Origin of the sequence: Streptococcus infantis, from assembly GCF_018499575.1 — a bacterium.
In the GTDB taxonomy this organism is placed as follows: Bacteria; Bacillota; Bacilli; order Lactobacillales; family Streptococcaceae; genus Streptococcus; species Streptococcus infantis_K.
Genome location: NZ_JAHDAP010000002.1, coordinates 225,321 through 244,166 on the forward strand (window position 1 = coordinate 225,321; position 18,846 = coordinate 244,166).

The following is an 18,846-nucleotide window of genomic DNA, read 5'->3' on the forward strand; positions in this document are numbered from 1 at the left end:
AATTTTCGCTTGGCGTCCGTTTGCTTTATAAGGAGATGGATAATGGTATTTACAGCAAAAAGCCCTAAAATTAATATTGATGAAGTACGTAGTTTGTCTAAACTAGAAGGACAAGTACTTGCGAACAAGCTCCAACGTGATCAAGAGCTTGAAGCAATTATTCGTGGGGAAGACCAACGTATTTTGTTGGTAATCGGTCCTTGCTCGTCTGATAATGAAGAGGCGGTTCTTGAGTATGCTAAGCGTTTGTCAAAACTTCAGGAAGAAGTCAAAGACCGTGTCTTTATGGTTATGCGTGTCTATACTGCAAAACCACGTACTAATGGTGATGGATATAAGGGCTTGATTCACCAACCAAATGCCAAAGAAGCACCTAGCCTCATCAATGGGATCAAGGCAGTTCGTCATTTGCACTACCGTGTTATCTCTGAAACAGGAATGACAACAGCAGATGAGATGTTGTACCCAGAGAACCTTCCTTTGGTAGATGATTTGATTTCTTACATGGCAGTTGGAGCCCGTTCGGTTGAAGACCAACAACACCGTTTTGTAGCTAGTGGAGCAGATTTTGCAACAGGTTTTAAAAATCCAACCTCTGGAAATCTCAATGTTATGTTCAACGGTATTTATGCGGCTCAAAACAAGCAGAGTTTCCTTTTCTTAGGGAAAGAAGTCGAAACTACTGGAAATCCTTTATCTCATGCTATTCTCCGTGGAGCTCTTAACGAGTACGGGAAAAACATTCCTAACTACTACTACGATAATTTGATGGATACTATTGCTCAGTATGAAAAGATGGGACTTGAAAATCCATTCATTATTATTGATACCAACCATGATAACTCAGGTAAACAGTATATGGAGCAGATTCGTATCGTTCGTCAGACTCTGATTAACCGTGATTGGAATGAAAAGATTAAAAAATATGTCCGTGGTTTCATGGTTGAGTCTTATCTAGAAGACGGTCGTCAAAATGAACCAGAAGTCTTTGGAAAATCTATCACCGATCCATGTCTAGGATGGGAAAATACTGAAGCTCTTGTTCGCGAAATCTACCAAAGACTAGGAGACTAATATGGCATTTATCGAGAAAGGTCAAGAAATCGATATTGAAGCGATTAAGGCGGAAACACAATTATCTGCAGAAGCCTTGCAACATAAGGAAAATCGTGACCAAGAATTGGCAGATATCCTTTCAGGTAAGGATGACCGTATCCTTTTGGTCATTGGACCTTGTTCGTCTGACAATGAAGAAGCAGTGCTTGAGTATGCCCGTCGTTTAGCAGACTTGCAGAAAAAAGTGGCGGATAAGATTTTCATGGTTATGCGTGTCTATACTGCAAAGCCACGTACCAATGGAGATGGCTACAAGGGTTTAGTTCATCAGCCAGATACTTCTAAAGCTCCAAGCTTAATCAATGGTTTGCAGGCTGTTCGTCAGCTTCATTATCGAGTGATTACAGAAACAGGATTGACTACAGCAGATGAAATGCTGTATCCGGCCAATCTGGTCTTAGTTGATGATTTGGTGAGTTATCATGCAGTAGGTGCACGTTCAGTCGAAGACCAAGAACACCGTTTTGTAGCTTCGGGAATTGATGCACCAGTGGGAATGAAGAACCCAACATCTGGAAACCTATCTGTGATGTATAATGCCATCTATGCTGCACAAAACAAACAAACCTTTCTCTTCCATGGCCAAGAAGTTGAAACTTCAGGAAATCCCTTGGCTCATGTCATCCTTCGCGGTGCTTTGAATGAATACGGGAAAAATGAACCTAACTTCTACTACGAAACTCTTCTAGATGCTATTGGACGTTACGAGTCAATGGGACTCGAAAATCCCTTTATCATGATTGATACCAACCATGATAATTCAGGGAAACAATATATGGAGCAAATTCGAATCGTTCGCCAAACTCTTCTCAACCGTGACTGGAATGAGAAGATTAAAAAGGTAGCTCGAGGCTTCATGATTGAATCCTACTTAGCAGATGGTCGGCAAAACCAGCCAGAAATCTTTGGACGTTCCATTACAGACCCATGTTTGGGCTGGGAAAACACAGTAGCTTTAGTAGAAGAAATCTATTCTACCTTAACAAAATAAGTGAAAAGGATGGAGTTGGGGGGTCTCAACTCCTTTTGATGAAAATGATAGTTGGACACGGAATCGATATTCAAGAATTAGCTTCCATACAAAATGCAGTTGAAAAAAGAGAGGGCTTTGCGCAGCGTGTCTTGACAGACAAGGAAATGGAGCGCTTTGCTAGTCTTAAAGGTCGTAGACAGATTGAGTATTTGGCTGGGCGTTGGTCAGCTAAAGAGGCTTTCTCAAAGGCTATGGGAACGGGAATTGGGAAGTTGGGCTTTCAGGACTTGGAAGTTTTAAATAATGAAAGAGGAGCTCCCTACTTCAGCAAATCCCCGTTTTCAGGAAAAGTTTGGCTATCAATCAGCCATACAGATCAGTTTGTGACAGCTAGTGTTATTTTGGAGGAGAATCATGAAAACTAGTCCACATAGACCAACTAAAGCCCTCATCGATCTGGGAGCTATCCGCTACAATATCCAACAGATGGGTGCGCATATTCCCCAAGATGCCCTCAAATGGGCAGTTGTAAAAGCCAATGCCTACGGACACGGAGCGATAGCTGTTGCGAAGGCTATCCAGGATGACGTCGATGGCTTTTGCGTTTCTAATATCGATGAAGCCCTCGAACTTCGTCAGGCAGGAATTTCTAAGAAGATTCTTATTTTGGGAGTATCTGAGGTTGAATCTCTTTCACTGGCTAAGGAGTATGCCATTACCTTAACAGTGGCAGGATTGGAATGGATCCAGAAACTCATAGCTACAGAGCCAGACTTATCAGGTTTAACCGTTCATCTAAAAATTGATTCAGGTATGGGACGAATTGGTTTTAGAAGTGCAAGTGAGGCAGCACAAGCTCAAGCTTTACTCAAGGAACATGGGGCTAATGTTGAAGGAATCTTTACCCATTTTGCAACTGCAGATGAAGAATCAGACAGCTACTTTAAGCAACAGTTAGAATGTTTCAAGGAAATAATCGCAGGCTTGCAAGAAGTTCCTGAACTGGTCCATGCGAGTAACTCTGCGACTACTCTATGGCATGCAGAAACGATTTTTAATGCAGTTCGTATGGGAGATTCTATGTATGGTCTCAATCCAAGCGGACAAGTTTTAGAATTGCCTTATGAACTGAAGCCAGCCTTGACCTTAGAAACTGCTATTGTTCATGTCAAAACAGTTCCAGCTGGGGCTTGTATGGGCTACGGAGCGACCTATCAGGCAGACAGTGAGCAAGTTATTGCTACTTTGCCAATCGGTTATGCGGATGGTTGGACACGAGATATGCAGAATTTCTCAGTTCTAGTGGATGGACAATTGTGCCCTATCGTAGGGCGGGTATCTATGGACCAGATCACGGTTCGTTTGCCTAAGCTGTATCCATTGGGGACCAAGGTAACTTTGATTGGCTCAAACGGTGACAAGGAGATTACTGCAACAGACGTAGCAGTTTACCGAGGAACCATCAATTATGAGGTAGTTTGTCTCCTCAGTGATCGTATTCCGAGAGAATATTATTAAAAAACAAATGGAAAGGAGAGGAGCATGAATTTACATCAACCCTTGCATGTCTTGCCTGGCGTGGGACCAAAATCAGCAGAGAAATATGCCAAACTAGGAATTGAAAACCTGCAAGATCTCTTGCTCTACTTTCCTTTCCGTTATGAAGATTTTAAAACCAAGCAGGTGCTAGAACTAGAAGATGGCGAGAAAGCAGTTCTGTCTGGTCAGGTGGTGACGCCAGCTAGTGTTCAATATTATGGTTTTAAGCGCAATCGTCTACGCTTTAGTCTCAAGCAGGGAGAGGTTGTTTTTGCGGTTAACTTTTTTAATCAACCCTACCTAGCAGACAAGATAGAGCTTGGTACGACACTAGCTGTCTTTGGTAAGTGGGATCGTGCCAAGGCTAGCCTCACAGGCATGAAGGTTTTAGCTCAAGTAGAGGATGACCTCCAACCTGTCTATCGTCTAGCGCAAGGCGTCAGTCAAGCAGGACTTGTGAAAGTCATCAAGACAGCCTTTGATCAGGGATTGGACCTCTTGATAGAGGAAAATATCCCCCAGTCCTTGTTAGACAAATACAAACTCATGCCCCGTAGTCAGGCTGTTCGTGCCATGCATTTTCCCAAGGATTTGGCTGAATACAAACAGGCTCTTCGTCGAATCAAGTTTGAGGAACTCTTCTATTTCCAAATGCAATTACAGACCCTCAAGTCTGAAAATAAGGTTCATGGAAGTGGCTTGGTTCTGAATTGGTCTCAGGAAAAACTAACGGCAGTAAAAGAACAGTTACCTTTTGCTTTGACCCAAGCCCAAGAAAAAAGCCTGCAAGAAATCCTGACAGATATGAAGTCGGACCATCACATGAATCGACTCTTGCAAGGAGATGTAGGAAGCGGGAAGACAGTGGTTGCAGGTCTAGCCATGTATGCTGCTGTGACGGCAGGGTATCAGGCTGCCCTCATGGTTCCGACCGAGATCCTTGCAGAGCAGCATTTTGAAAGTCTAGAAAGTCTCTTTCCTGATTTGAAACTAGCTCTCCTAACAGGTTCATTAAAAGCGGCAGAAAAACGAACGGTTTTAGAGACCATTGCTAAGGGCGATGTTGATGTAATCATCGGTACCCATGCCCTTATACAGGATGGGGTGGACTATGCTAAACTCGGTTTGATTATCATCGATGAGCAACACCGCTTCGGTGTGGGACAAAGGCGTATTTTACGTGAAAAAGGAGAAAATCCAGATGTCCTCATGATGACGGCAACTCCGATTCCACGAACCTTAGCCATCACAGCCTTTGGAGATATGGATGTTTCCATTATTGACCAGATGCCAGCTGGACGTAAACCCATCGTGACACGTTGGATCAAGCATGAGCAACTGCCCCAGGTTTTGACTTGGTTGGAAGGGGAGATTCAAAAAGGTTCTCAAGCCTATGTTATTTCTCCTTTGATTGAAGAATCTGAAGCCCTGGATCTTAAAAATGCCATTGCACTCTCAGAAGAGTTGACGACTCATTTTGCAGGGAAAGCAAAAGTTGCTCTCTTACACGGGAAGATGAAGAGTGATGAAAAAGACCAGATTATGCAGGAATTCAAAGAGAGAAAGACAGATATCTTGGTTTCTACGACAGTTATCGAGGTTGGGGTCAATGTGCCAAATGCGACGGTCATGATTATCATGGATGCCGATCGCTTTGGACTTAGTCAACTTCATCAGCTCAGAGGGCGTGTAGGTCGTGGTGACAAGCAGTCCTACGCAGTTCTCGTTGCTAATCCTAAGACTGATTCTGGGAAAGACCGCATGCGTATTATGACAGAAACGACCAATGGTTTTGTTCTTGCGGAGGAAGATTTGAAAATGCGAGGCTCTGGAGAAATCTTTGGGACCAAACAGTCGGGTCTACCAGAGTTTCATGTGGCCGATATTATTGAAGACTTCCCGATCCTTGAGGAAGCCAGAAAGGTAGCTAGCTATATCAGCTCCCTCCCAAATTGGAGAGAGGATTCAGAATGGCACATGATTGCCTTGCATCTAGAGAAAAAAGAATTCCTGGATTAAGCTTTTTCTAAGAAAAATATAAGTTTGCTTTTAGGGTGAGTATCTATACTAGAGTCATCAAAAAGAAACGAGGACTCTCTCATGACTATTAAAGTGACTTACCAAAAGACATTTCAAAAAGAAATTCAACCTTCTCCTAAATACTAAGAAAAGAGCGAAATCGCTCTTTTTATTTTTTAAAACTACTTTCAGAGGGATTCTTGCAGGGGTCAGACATTAAATCCACTTTCCGTTTTCCTTTCTTTCTTGCATTGCTTCTCCATATGTGCTACAGTTATGATAACGGTTACAAAACAAAGGAGAATTCTATGAGAAATCCAGCATTAATAGAAGAAATGAAAACTTACAGAGGGAGAGATGAAGTTCCTCAAGATTTTGATACTTTTTGGGATGGTGAGATTGAGAAGGTTTCGGTCTTGCCAGAATACCAACTAGAGAAACGTGACTTTCATATCCCAAATGTGAAATGCTACGAGCTTACTTTTAAAGGTACCCGTGATGGCCTTATTTATGCGCGTGTCGTCTTACCAAAATCAGAAAAGAAAGTGCCGGTCATTTTCCACTTCCATGGTTATATGGGACGTTGCTGGGATTGGACAGATATGTTAGCCTTTACGGTCGCTGGTTATGGCGTTGTATCTATGGACGTCCGAGGGCAGTCTGGTTATTCACAAGATGGTTTGCGTTCTCCGCTGGGAAATACAGTTAAGGGACAAATCATCCGTGGTGCTGTTGAAGGGAAAGAGCAACTCTTTTATAAGGATGTTTATCTTGATATTTATCAATTGATTGAGATTGTAGCTAGTCTCCCGCAAGTAGATGAAGAACAACTGGTTAGTTATGGAGCTTCGCAAGGAGGAGCCTTGGCTTTAGTGGCTGCTGGTCTCAATCCACGTATCAAGCGAACAGTTGCCATCTATCCATTCTTGTCAGACTTTAGACGCGTGCTAGAGATTGGAAATACGAGTGAAGCCTATGATGAACTCTTTCGATACTTTAAGTTTCATGATCCATTCCATGAGACAGAAGAGCAAATCATGGAAACACTTGGCTATATTGATGTGAAAAATCTTGCCCATCGAATCAAAGGTGAGGTGAGAATGATTACCGGGCTTGATGACGATGTCTGCTATCCGATTACTCAATTTGCTATCTACAATCGTTTGGCTTGTGAGAAGAGCTATCGTCTCATGCCAGAATATGCCCACGAGGCTATGAATGTCCATGTTAACGACCAAGTCTACAATTGGTTGTGTGGTAGTGAGATTCCCTTTACCTATATAGGTCATTAAAAAAATGAAAAAGAGCCTTGCTAAAACAGGGCTTTCTTTGTTGAGGAGTACAGAAAGTAGTTTCAAAAAGTTTGAAACATAGAAATATATCTGAAAGTAAATTCTATTATAGATTACTAAGGCTAAAATTTGGAAGATTTATTATATAATAAGTGTAGTATCAATTTGAAAGGAGTAAAATGGTTGCTTACTGGAAGGAAGTAAATAAAAGCAACCGCATTTCAGATGAAAAAGAATGGGAAAACCCATCAATAATACAGTTTCTTTACACGATATATGCCCTGGAGGCAAAAATTTTTAAGTAAAAAAGAAAGCGCTTTATTTTTTTGTAAAAAGAAAGGAAAATTATGACACAGAGAGATTTTGAACGGAAACAACGTTTTGGAATTAGAAAGTTTACAGTAGGAGCTGCATCGGTAGTCATTGGAGCAGTTGTTTTTGGAGCTTCACCAGTTTTAGCTCAAGAAGCTCCAGCAACTAGTGGTGAAACAGCTGGACAAGCTTTGCCAGAATTGCCAAAAGAAGTAGAAACAGGAAATCTAGCTAACTTAGATAAGGAACTTGCTGATAAGTTGGCAACAGCGACAGATAAAGGAACAGAAGTTAACCGTGAGGAGTTGCAAGCAAATCCGGGCTCTGAAAAACCAACAGAAACTGAAACTCCAGCAGAGACTCCAGCTGCAGAAACTGGAAATGCAGAAGAGACTGAGAACCAAGGAGCAATTGCTAGGGATTATTACTCAAGAGAATTAGAAAATGTTAACACTGTCGTAGAAAAAAATGATGTTACTATTAACTCAGAAAATAATCAGCGAGATGATCTTACAAGTGACTTAGAGAAACTCAAGAAACTTCAAGATGCAACAGTGCATATGGAGTTCAAACCAGATGCATCGGCACCACGTTTCTACAATCTTTTCTCTGTATCAAGTGATACCAAGGAAAATGAGTACTTTACCATGTCAGTCTTTGATAACACAGCCCTTATCGAAGGACGTGATGCAAATGGTACACAATTCTATGATAAATACACTGATGCGCCATTAAAGGTTCGCCCTGGTCAGTGGAATTCAGTTACCTTTACTGTGGAAAAACCAACAACTGAAGTTCCTACCGGAAGAGTTCGTCTATATGTAAATGGTGTCTTATCCAGAACAAGTCTAAAATCTGGAAAATTCATCAAAGATATGCCAGATGTTAACCACGTTCAAATCGGAGCGACCAAACGAGGAAGCAAGACAGTTTGGGGCTCAAATCTACAAGTTCGTAATTTAACAGTCTATGACCGCGCCTTAACACAAGATGAAGTTCGAACACGAAGTCAATTATTTGAAAGAGGAGACTTGGGGCAAGAACTTCCAGAAGGGGCTGAAATTTCTAAAAAAACAGATGTCTTTACGGCAGGTAAAAATGGGCAGCCAAATCAAGATGGTATCAACAGCTATCGTATTCCAGCCCTCCTGAAGACTGACAAGGGAACTTTGATTGCTGGAGCTGACGAACGCCGCTTACACCACTATGACTGGGGTGATATCGGTATGGTCGTTAAACGAAGTGAAGATAAGGGTCAAACATGGAGCGATCGCATCACTCTTACGAATCTACGTGACAATCCAAAAGCCAAAGATCCAAACATCGGTTCGCCAGTAAATATCGACATGGTCTTGGTTCAAGATACGGAAACCAAACGAATCTTCTCAGTCTATGATATGTTCCCAGAAGGTAAAGGGATCTTTGGAATGTCTTCTGAAAGAGAAGTTGCCTATAAGGAAATTGATGGAAAAACTTATCAAATTCTATACCGTGAAGGAGAAAATGGAGCCTATACGATTCGTGAAAATGGGCTTGTCTACACACCAGATGGTCAGGCAACGGATTACCGAGTTGTTGTAAATCCTGTTAAGCCTGGATATAGCGATAAAGGTGACCTTTATCAAGGTGAGCAGTTACTAGGAAATATCTACTTTACAAGCAATAAAACTTCTCCATTTAGAATTGCTAAAGACAGCTACCTATGGATGTCTTATAGTGATGATGATGGGAAGACTTGGTCTGCACCACAAGATATTACTCCAATGGTCAAAGCTGATTGGATGAAATTCTTAGGTGTGGGACCTGGAGTGGGAATTACCCTCCAGAATGGACCTCATAAAGGTCGGATTGTTGTCCCTGTCTATACGACAAACAGAACCCACCACCTCGACGGTTCTCAATCATCTCGCATTATCTATTCAGATGACCATGGTAAGACTTGGCATATGGGTGGCGGTGTCAATGACAACCGTACACTTCATGATGGCACAGTAGTTGATTCAAGCAACATGAAGAATTACTACGCTCAAAATACAGAAGCTTCTGTTGTTCAGTTGAACAATGGTCAATTGAAACTCTTTATGCGTGGATTGACAGGAGATTTGCAGGTCGCAACAAGTAAAGATGGTGGAGCAACTTGGGAAAAAGATGTGAAACGCTATTCAGATGTCACAGATGTTTATGTTCAAATGGCGGCAACTCACACAGTTCAAGATGGTAAAGAGTATATCCTTCTAGCCAATGCTAATGGACCAGGTCGTAAGAATGGCCATATTCGAGTGGCTCGCGTAGAAGAAGATGGCGAGTTGACTTGGTTGCATCATCATTTGATTCAAGAAGGTGAGTATGCTTATAACTCACTTCAACAAATCGGTCCAAAAGAATTTGGTCTCTTGTACGAACATCATGAAGCGGGTGGCAATCCTTATACTCTATCCTTCAAGAAATTCAACTGGGATTACCTAACTAAAGAGAGACTTGCTCCTAAAGAAGTGAAAGTGACACAGGCTATGGAAAAATGGCCAGGCATTATTGCTATGGAGTTTGATTCAGAAGTCTTGGTAAATCAAGCTCCAACTCTCAAACTAGCTAATGGTAAGACTGCAACCTTCATGACTCAGTATGATACGAAGACTCTCCTATTTACGATAGCTCCTGAAGATATCGGTCAAAAAGTTAAAGCTATTGAAGCGGGTGCAATTGAAAGTATGCATAACTTACCAGTATCTGTGGTAGGTACTAAACTTACGAATGGAGTTAATGGTGACGAACCGGCAATCCATGAAGTTCCAGAATTCGAAGGTGGTGTCAATGGTGAGGAAGCGGCTGTAGCAGAGCTTCCTGAGTACACTGAATCGTTTGGAACAGTAGGCGACGAAGCAGCACCAACAGTAGAAGTTCCAGAATTCGAAGGTGGTGTCAATGGCGAGGAAGCGGCTATAGCAGAGCTTCCTGAATACACTGCTCCTAGTGCAACAGTAGGGGACGAAGCAGCGCCAACAGTAGAAGTTCCAGAATTCACAGGCGGTGTCAATGACGATGAAGCAACTGTGGCTGAACTTCCTGAATACACTGCTCCTAGTGCAACAGTAGGTGACGAAGCAGCACCAACAGTAGAAGTTCCAGAATTCGAAGGTGGTGTCAATGCAGTCGAAGCTGCGGTTCATGAGCTTCCAGAATTCACAGGCGGAGTAAATGCAGTTGAAGCGCTCAAGAATGAGCTTCCAGAATTCACAGGCGGAGTAAACGCAGTTGAAGCGCTCAAGAATGAGCTTCCAGAATTCACAGGTGGAGCAAATGCCGTTCAAGCCCTTAAGCATGAACTCCCAGAATTCACAGGTGGCGTCAATGCAGATGAAGCAGCTAAGACTGAACTTTCAGAATATAAGGGCGAAGAACAACCGCTTGTAACGCTAGTAGCGCAACAAGATAAGACTTACCAAGCTCCAGCAGCTCAACCACAACAACCAACTCTCCCTGCAACAGGAAGTGAGGTTTCAACTCCTCTAGTATCTGTAGGAATGGTTGGAATTCTCCTCGGTTTGTTTGGAATAGCTAAGAAAAAAGAAGATTAATGGCAACATTGAATCTAAAAAGTCTCTATAAAAAAGTTTAGACTTATATTAGAAGGGCCTGTAACGTTTATTCGTTACAGGCTATTTATTTGCAGAAAGCGAAGATTTTAGTGGAAATAAGCGGATGGAAGGCGATTCAAAGTCGTGTGTTTCTCTCTGAAACTACTTTCAGGAGATTCTGTTTCATAAAATTGTTTTGAAACTTCAATCTATTCTAGTACAAGTTCTTGAAAGCGCTTTAAAAATGATATATAATAGGCTCATAAGAAAAAAGAAAAGGAGGAAAGTGGATGCCACAAATTAGCAAAGAAGCTTTGATTGAGCAGATTAAAGATGGAATCATCGTTTCTTGTCAGGCACTTCCTCACGAACCGCTTTATACAGAAGCGGGAGGTGTAATACCCTTGCTAGTCAAAGCGGCTGAGCAAGGTGGAGCAGTCGGTATCCGAGCAAATAGTGTTCGGGATATTAAGGAAATCAAAGAGGTCACAAATCTTCCAATTATCGGAATTATCAAACGTGACTATCCACCACAGGAACCCTTCATCACTGCTACTATGAAAGAAGTTGATGAATTAGCAGCTCTTGACATTGAGGTGATCGCTCTTGATTGTACGAAGAGAGAACGCCATGATGGCCTAGAGATTCAAGACTTTATCCGTCAAATCAAAGAAAAATATCCAAATCAACTCTTGATGGCTGACACAAGTACCTTTGAAGAAGGCCTAACAGCAGTTGAGGCAGGAATCGACTTTGTTGGAACAACCTTGTCAGGCTACACATCTTATAGTCCAAAAGTGGATGGTCCAGATTTTGAACTCATCAAGAAACTCTGCGACGCAGGGGTGGACGTCATCGCAGAAGGAAAAATTCATACACCAGAACAGGCTAAGCAAATCCTAGGTTACGGAGTGCGAGGCATCGTAGTTGGTGGCGCTATTACTAGACCAAAAGAGATCACGGAACGATTTGTTGCAGGTCTCAAATAAGACAATTAAAATACGAGGAGAGTGGTTGATTCGTAAAATAAAATGTAAACGTATACAAAGTTGTCAATGCTCACTATCCGTTTCGGATACGCTTATCATCATTTAGGAGAATACTAATGAAATTTAGAAAACTAGCTTGTACAGTACTTGCGGGTGCTGCTGTTCTTTCTCTTGCTGCTTGTGGCAAATCAGACGCTAAAAAAGACGCTGCAGCGGATTCAGGGAAAACTGAAATCACTTGGTGGGCTTTCCCAGTCTTCACTCAAGAAAAATCTGGTGACGGTGTAGGTACTTATGAAAAATCTATCATCGAAGCTTTCGAAAAAGCAAATCCAGATATCAAAGTTAAATTAGAAACAATCGACTTCAAGTCTGGACCTGAAAAAATCACGACAGCTATTGAAGCTGGAACTGCTCCAGATGTACTCTTTGACGCACCAGGTCGTATCATCAATTACGGTAAAAATGGTAAATTGGCTGAGTTGAACGATCTCTTCACAGACGAATTTGTGAAAGATGTTAACAACGAAAACATCATCCAAGCAAGTAAAGCTGGCGATAAAGCTTACATGTATCCAATCAGTTCAGCACCATTCTACATGGCTATGAACAAGAAAATGTTGGAGGATGCTGGTGTAGCTAACCTTGTTAAAGAAGGTTGGACAACAGATGATTTCGAAAAAGTCTTGAAAGCACTTAAAGATAAAGGCTACACTCCAGGTTCATTGTTCAGTTCTGGTCAAGGGGGAGACCAAGGAACACGTGCCTTCATCGCTAACCTTTACGGCGGTTCTGTAACAGACAAAGAAGTTACTAAATACACAACTGACGATCCTAAGTTTGTTAAAGGTCTTGAAAAAGCATCAAGCTGGATTAAAGAAGGTTTGTTGAACAACGGTTCACAATATGACGGTGGAGCAGACATCCAAAACTTTGCAAACGGTCAAACATCATACACACTCCTTTGGGCTCCAGCTCAAAACGGTATCCAAGCTAAATTGTTGGAAGCAAGTAAAGTTGAAGTGGTTGAAGTACCATTCCCATCTGACTCAGGCAAACCATCTCTTGAATACCTTGTAAACGGATTTGCAGTATTTAACAACAAGGATGAAAAGAAAATTGCTGCAGCTAAGAAATTCATCCAATTTATGGCTGATGATAAAGAGTGGGGTCCTAAAGACGTAGTTCGCACAGGAGCATTCCCAGTTCGTACTTCATTTGGTAAACTTTACGATGACAAACGTATGGAAACAATCAGTGGTTGGACTCAATACTACGCTCCATACTACAACACAATTGACGGATTTGCTGAAATGAGAACACTTTGGTTCCCAATGTTGCAATCAGTATCTAATGGTGACGAAGAACCTGCTCCAGCTTTGAAGACATTCACTGAAAAAGCGAATGAAACAATCAAAAAAGCAGCTAAAAAATAAGCCCTAAATAAAAAGTAAAATCCCCCCTTTTCCCTGTGCATAACTGTGTACGAAAAGGGGGAGTTTTATTTAAAAAATGTAAGGAACTGACAGGTCAAAATTAAAATGAAGTTCTTACATTGGCAAATCTTTAAAAGAATTTCATTCTGATTTTAGATCAATGTCAGATGACAGTCGAAAAACAAAAACTATTTGAAAGTGAGGTGCCAACTGTGAAAGTCAATAAAATTCGCATGAGAGAAACAATTGTTTCTTATGCTTTCTTAGCACCAGTATTAATTTTCTTTACCGTCTTCGTCCTAGCTCCAATGATCATGGGATTCATCACTAGTTTCTTTAACTACTCGATGACTAGCTTTGAGTTTGTGGGACTTGACAACTATATCCGCATGTTTAAAGACCCTGTCTTTACAAAATCTTTGATTAATACCGTAATCTTAGTTATCGGATCTGTACCAGTCGTTGTACTTTTCTCACTATTTGTGGCATCACAAACTTACCAACAAAATGCCGTTGCTAGATCCTTCTATCGTTTCGTCTTCTTCCTCCCTGTAGTAACAGGTAGTGTTGCCGTAACAGTAGTATGGAAATGGATCTACGATCCTCTATCAGGTATTTTGAACTTCGTGCTTAAGTCAAGCCATATCATTAGCCAAAACATTTCTTGGTTAGGAGATAAAAACTGGGCTTTGATGGCGATTATGATTATTCTTTTGACAACATCAGTTGGTCAACCAATCATTCTTTACATCGCTGCAATGGGTAATATTGATAACTCTCTTGTTGAAGCGGCGCGTGTCGACGGAGCAACTGAGTTACAAGTTTTCTGGAAGATTAAATGGCCAAGCCTCCTTCCAACAACTCTTTATATCGCGATCATCACAACCATCAACTCATTCCAGTGTTTCGCTTTGATTCAGCTTTTGACTTCAGGTGGTCCAAACTACTCAACAAGTACACTTATGTACTACCTATACGAGAAAGCCTTCCAATTGACTGAGTATGGTTATGCCAATACTATTGGTGTATTCTTGGCAGTTATGATCGCAATTGTCAGCTTTGTTCAATTTAAAGTACTTGGAAACGACGTAGAATACTAATAGAAAGGAGACAGCTATGCAATCTACACAAAAGAAACCTTTAACAGCCTTCACTGTTATTTCAACCATCTTCTTGCTTTTATTGACTGTACTGTTTATCTTTCCATTCTACTGGATTTTGACAGGTGCATTCAAATCACAACCGGATACCATTATGATTCCACCACAATGGTTCCCGAAAGCTCCAACTATGGAGAACTTCCAACAATTGATGGTGCAAAACCCAGCCTTACAATGGATGTGGAACTCAGTCTTCATTTCCTTGGTAACCATGTTCTTGGTTTGTGCAACTTCATCCCTAGCAGGTTACGTATTGGCTAAGAAACGATTCTACGGACAACGCATCCTCTTTGCTATCTTTATCGCTGCCATGGCTCTTCCAAAACAAGTTGTCCTTGTGCCATTGGTACGTATCGTTAACTTCATGGGAATCCATGACACGCTTTGGGCAGTTATCTTGCCTTTGATTGGATGGCCATTTGGGGTCTTCCTCATGAAACAGTTCAGTGAAAATATTCCAACAGAATTGCTTGAATCTGCCAAAATCGATGGATGCGGTGAGATTCGTACATTCTGGAGCGTAGCCTTCCCAATCGTGAAACCAGGATTTGCAGCTCTTGCAATCTTCACCTTCATCAATACATGGAATGACTACTTCATGCAGTTGGTTATGTTGACTTCTCGTAACAACTTGACTATCTCACTAGGGGTTGCGACCATGCAGGCTGAAATGGCAACCAACTATGGTTTAATAATGGCAGGGGCTGCTCTTGCAGCTGTGCCAATCGTAACAGTCTTCTTAGTTTTCCAAAAATCATTTACTCAAGGGATTACTATGGGAGCTGTTAAAGGATAATACTCTGCGAAAATCGAATTCAAACTGCGTCAGCGGCACCTTGCCATACTTAAGTATTGCCTGCGGTTAGCTTCCTAGTTTGTTCTTCAATTTTTCATTGAGTATAGAAAAATATATCTATCGCATTACAATATAGGGTTATAAGTGTCTACAAAATGGAGAGGAGTTGGTTACTTCATGAAGTTTTGTTAGACACTTATAAACTTACTGGCTAGACATTTTGTGTCTGAAGATAACAATCAAGTAAAGGAAATTACTATGATTTTTGATGATTTAAAAAACATTAGCTTTTACAAGGGAATTCACCCAAATCTGGACAAGGCTATTGATTATCTCTATGACCATCGTAAGGATAGCTTTGAATTAGGCAAATACGATATTGATGGAGATAAGGTCTTCCTAGTTGTACAGGAAAATGTTCTCAACAAAGAAGAAAATGATCGCTTTGAGCATCATAAAAACTATGCAGATTTGCATTTGTTAGTTGAAGGACATGAGTATTCTAGCTACGGTTCTCGCATCAAAGATGAGGCTGTAGCCTTTGATAAAGCCAGTGATATTGGCTTTGTTCATTGTCACGAACAATACCCACTTTTGTTGGGATATCACAATTTTGCAGTCTTTTTCCCAGGAGAACCTCATCAGCCTAACGGTTATGCAGGTATGGAAGATACAGTTCGCAAATATTTATTTAAAATTTTAATCGATTAGTCAGTTAGGAGGAGCAAACAATGGCACATAAAGGATCTGGATTGATAAAAGCGGCTTTCGATACGGATAATTTTCTTATGCGTTTTTGCGAGAAGGTTTTAGATATTGTGACGGTTAACCTACTCTTTGTTGTGTCTTGTTTGCCTATTGTGACTATTGGAGTAGCTAAAATTAGTCTCTATCAGACAATCTTTGAAGTGAAGCGCAGCCGTCGTATTCCTGTTTTTAAAACTTATATAAGAGCCTTCAAGCAAAATTTGAAATTAGGTCTCCAGTTAGGTTTGCTGGAACTAGGAATCTTTTTGATTAGTGTAATTGACTTATCACTATTCTGGAGTCAAACTGGTGTTGCCTTTCAGCTCATTAAAGCTATTTGCTTGGGAATTCTGATATTTTTAACCCTAGTTATGTTGGCTAGCTATCCAATTGCTGCACGCTATGAATTAACTTGGAAAGAAGTGCTCCAAAAGGGCTTACTTCTGGTCAGTTTTAACTTCGTTTGGTTCTTCTTGATGCTTGCGATTATTTTATTAATTATTATGCTTCTCTATCTATCAGGCTTTACTCTAGTGCTTGGTGGTTCAGCATTTCTACTCTTTGGCTTTAGTCTTCTTGCCTTTTGCCAAGCTGGATTAATGGAAAAATTGTTTGCTAAATATCAAGCAGATTGAAAACGACATGAAACTACTTTCAAACAAGAAAAGCTATGGGAGATGAATAGAAATTAAAATCTAAGTGGCTGAGATGTATTGAAAGCGCTTTTTACAAGGTGTATACTAAAATAGTAAAAATCATCTGCTCAAAGCAGAAAAAAGAAATCTTAGGAGAAATCTATGTCAGATTTAAAAAAATATGAAGGTGTCATTCCTGCCTTCTACGCATGTTATGATGATGCGGGTGAAGTAAGCCCAGAACGTACTCGTGCCTTGGTACAATACTTCATTGATAAAGGTGTTCAAGGACTTTACGTTAATGGTTCTTCAGGTGAGTGTATCTACCAAAGTGTAGAAGACCGCAAATTGATTTTGGAAGAAGTTATGGCAGTTGCCAAAGGTAAATTGACCATCATTGCTCACGTAGCTTGTAACAATACCAAAGACAGTATTGAGCTTGCTCGCCATGCTGAAAGCTTGGGAGTAGATGCTATCGCAACAATCCCACCAATTTACTTCCGTTTGCCTGAGTACTCAGTTGCTAAATACTGGAACGATATCAGTGCAGCAGCACCAAATACAGACTATGTTATCTACAACATTCCTCAGTTGGCAGGTGTCGCTTTGACTCCAAGTCTTTACACAGAAATGTTGAAAAACCCACGTGTTATCGGTGTTAAAAACTCTTCAATGCCAGTTCAAGATATCCAAACCTTTGTCAGCCTTGGCGGTGAAAACCATATCGTCTTTAATGGTCCAGACGAGCAGTTCTTAGGTGGACGTCTCATGGGAGCAAAAGCTGGTATCGGTGGTACCTATGGTGCTATGCCAGAACTCTTCTTGAAACTGAACCAATTGATTGCGGATAAAGACCTAGAAACAGCGCGTGAATTGCAATATGCTATCAACGCTATCATCGGTAAATTGACTGCAGCTCACGGGAATATGTACGGTGTGATCAAGGAAGTTTTGAAAATCAATGAAGGACTTAATATCGGATCAGTTCGTTCTCCACTTACACCAGTGACCGAAGAAGATCGTCCAGTTGTTGAAGCAGCTGCGGCATTGATTCGTGAAACTAAGGAGCGTTTCCTCTAATTAATAGGAGGCTTTATGACTAATTACGTTGCAATTGATATTGGTGGCACTAATATCAAATACGGTTTGATTGACCAAGATGGACAACTGGTAGAGTCTCACGAAGTTGCGACTGAGGCTCATAAGGGCGGTCCACACATCTTACAGAAAACAAAAGATATCGTAGCTGGCTATCTAGAAAAAGGTCCAGTGTCGGGCGTCGCCATTTCTTCTGCAGGAATGGTTGACCCTGATAAGGGTGAGATTTTCTATGCTGGTCCACAGATTCCAAATTATGCTGGAACTCAATTTAAAAAAGAAATTGAAGGAAGTTTTGGAATTCCGTGTGAGATTGAGAATGATGTTAACTGTGCAGGGTTAGCAGAAGCTGTTTCTGGATCCGGAAAAGGTGCAGGAATAACGCTATGTTTGACCATCGGAACTGGTATCGGTGGTTGCTTAATCATTGATGGGCAAGTTTTCCATGGCTTTAGTAATTCTGCCTGTGAAGTTGGTTACCTGCATATGCAAGATGGAGACTTCCAAGATTTAGCCTCTACAACAGCACTTGTTAAGTATGTGGCTGATGCACATGGTGATCAGGTAGAACAGTGGAATGGCCGCCGGATTTTCAAGGAAGCAACCGAGGGAAACAAACTCTGTATGGAGGGGATTGACCGCATGGTAGATTACCTTGGAAAGGGGCTCGCCAATATTTGTTATGTAGCCAATCCAGAAGTTGTCATCCTAGGTGGTGGCATTATGGGGCAAGAAGCTATTCTGAAACCTAAAATTCGTAAGGCTTTGAAAGATGCACTTGTTCCAAGTTTGGCAGACAAGACTCGTCTTGAATTTGCCCACCATCAGAATACTGCTGGCATGCTCGGCGCATATTATCATTTTAGAACCAAACAGTCCTAAATTGGCTTTGCCAATTTAGGGTTTTTTGACAGGGAAAAAGTTAGGTAAAACTTTAATAAAACTTTGAAAGCCCTTGCATTTCTTGAGATAATATAGTATATTTATTATACTGAGAAATCTCGAAAAAGCGTTTGTAAAATCAAGTCATTTTTTTATTCAGAAAAAATGTAAGCGATTTCTAAATGAATTTAAACAGAAGATAAGAGTGGGAGGAAGAAGAGTTTTAAAGTAGGTACTGAGAAATAAAATTGTCGCCAGCAGAAACTGGGCTCTTGCA

At 41.1% G+C, this 18,846-nt stretch carries 15 protein-coding genes; all 15 read left to right on the forward strand.

The features are described 5' to 3' along the window. Positions 1-42: 42 nt before the first annotated feature. Positions 43-1,074 carry a 3-deoxy-7-phosphoheptulonate synthase gene (locus tag KJR31_RS07150; RefSeq protein WP_178894568.1) on the forward strand — a complete coding sequence of 344 codons (1,032 nt, stop codon included), beginning with the start codon at positions 43-45 and terminating at the stop codon, positions 1,072-1,074. A 1-nt stretch (position 1,075) separates the two neighbouring features. Further along, a complete protein-coding gene (locus tag KJR31_RS07155) occupies positions 1,076-2,107 on the forward strand; it encodes a 3-deoxy-7-phosphoheptulonate synthase (RefSeq protein ID WP_214262716.1) in 1,032 nt (343 codons plus the stop codon). A gap of 44 nt (positions 2,108-2,151) precedes the next feature. After that, the gene (acpS, locus tag KJR31_RS07160; RefSeq protein WP_214262788.1) at positions 2,152-2,514 is read left to right on the forward strand and encodes a holo-ACP synthase; all 363 of its coding nucleotides are present in this window, start codon (positions 2,152-2,154) and stop codon (positions 2,512-2,514) included. Further along, positions 2,504-3,607, forward strand: coding sequence for an alanine racemase (alr, locus tag KJR31_RS07165; RefSeq protein WP_214262717.1), 1,104 nt, complete (start codon positions 2,504-2,506; stop codon positions 3,605-3,607). The genes acpS and alr overlap by 11 nt, the downstream gene beginning before the upstream one ends. A 24-nt stretch (positions 3,608-3,631) precedes the next feature. Then, the gene (recG, locus tag KJR31_RS07170) at positions 3,632-5,647 is read left to right on the forward strand and encodes an ATP-dependent DNA helicase RecG (RefSeq protein ID WP_214262718.1); all 2,016 of its coding nucleotides are present in this window, start codon (positions 3,632-3,634) and stop codon (positions 5,645-5,647) included. A 308-nt stretch (positions 5,648-5,955) separates the two neighbouring features. Beyond that, the gene (locus tag KJR31_RS07175) at positions 5,956-6,939 is read left to right on the forward strand and encodes an acetylxylan esterase (protein ID WP_214262719.1); all 984 of its coding nucleotides are present in this window, start codon (positions 5,956-5,958) and stop codon (positions 6,937-6,939) included. Positions 6,940-7,286: 347 nt separating this feature from the next. Beyond that, on the forward strand, positions 7,287-10,826 hold the full coding sequence (locus KJR31_RS07180) for an SIALI-17 repeat-containing surface protein (RefSeq protein WP_214262720.1): 3,540 nt from the start codon (positions 7,287-7,289) through the stop codon (positions 10,824-10,826). A 290-nt stretch (positions 10,827-11,116) separates the two neighbouring features. Then, entirely contained in the window at positions 11,117-11,815 is a 699-nt protein-coding gene (locus KJR31_RS07185) for an N-acetylmannosamine-6-phosphate 2-epimerase (protein WP_214262721.1), read from the forward strand. A 116-nt stretch (positions 11,816-11,931) separates the two neighbouring features. After that, positions 11,932-13,251: an ABC transporter substrate-binding protein gene (locus KJR31_RS07190; protein WP_214262722.1), complete on the forward strand. Its 1,320-nt coding sequence runs from the start codon at positions 11,932-11,934 to the stop codon at positions 13,249-13,251. A 233-nt stretch (positions 13,252-13,484) separates the two neighbouring features. Next, complete coding sequence (locus KJR31_RS07195; protein ID WP_053092415.1) at positions 13,485-14,351, forward strand: carbohydrate ABC transporter permease; 867 nt, start codon at positions 13,485-13,487, stop codon at positions 14,349-14,351. A 16-nt stretch (positions 14,352-14,367) separates the two neighbouring features. Then, positions 14,368-15,207 (forward strand): carbohydrate ABC transporter permease, encoded by an 840-nt coding sequence (locus tag KJR31_RS07200; protein WP_004250812.1) that lies wholly within the window; start codon positions 14,368-14,370, stop codon positions 15,205-15,207. Between the two features lie 258 nt (positions 15,208-15,465). Further along, positions 15,466-15,918 carry a YhcH/YjgK/YiaL family protein gene (locus tag KJR31_RS07205; RefSeq protein WP_214262723.1) on the forward strand — a complete coding sequence of 151 codons (453 nt, stop codon included), beginning with the start codon at positions 15,466-15,468 and terminating at the stop codon, positions 15,916-15,918. 20 nt (positions 15,919-15,938) lie between these two features. Continuing rightward, positions 15,939-16,589, forward strand: coding sequence for a YesL family protein (locus KJR31_RS07210; RefSeq protein ID WP_214262724.1), 651 nt, complete (start codon positions 15,939-15,941; stop codon positions 16,587-16,589). A gap of 162 nt (positions 16,590-16,751) precedes the next feature. Next, positions 16,752-17,669, forward strand: a complete 918-nt coding sequence (locus KJR31_RS07215; RefSeq protein WP_214262725.1) for a dihydrodipicolinate synthase family protein — start codon at positions 16,752-16,754, stop codon at positions 17,667-17,669. A 15-nt stretch (positions 17,670-17,684) separates the two neighbouring features. Continuing rightward, positions 17,685-18,569, forward strand: a complete 885-nt coding sequence (locus KJR31_RS07220) for an ROK family protein (protein WP_214262726.1) — start codon at positions 17,685-17,687, stop codon at positions 18,567-18,569. Positions 18,570-18,846 lie beyond the last annotated feature (277 nt).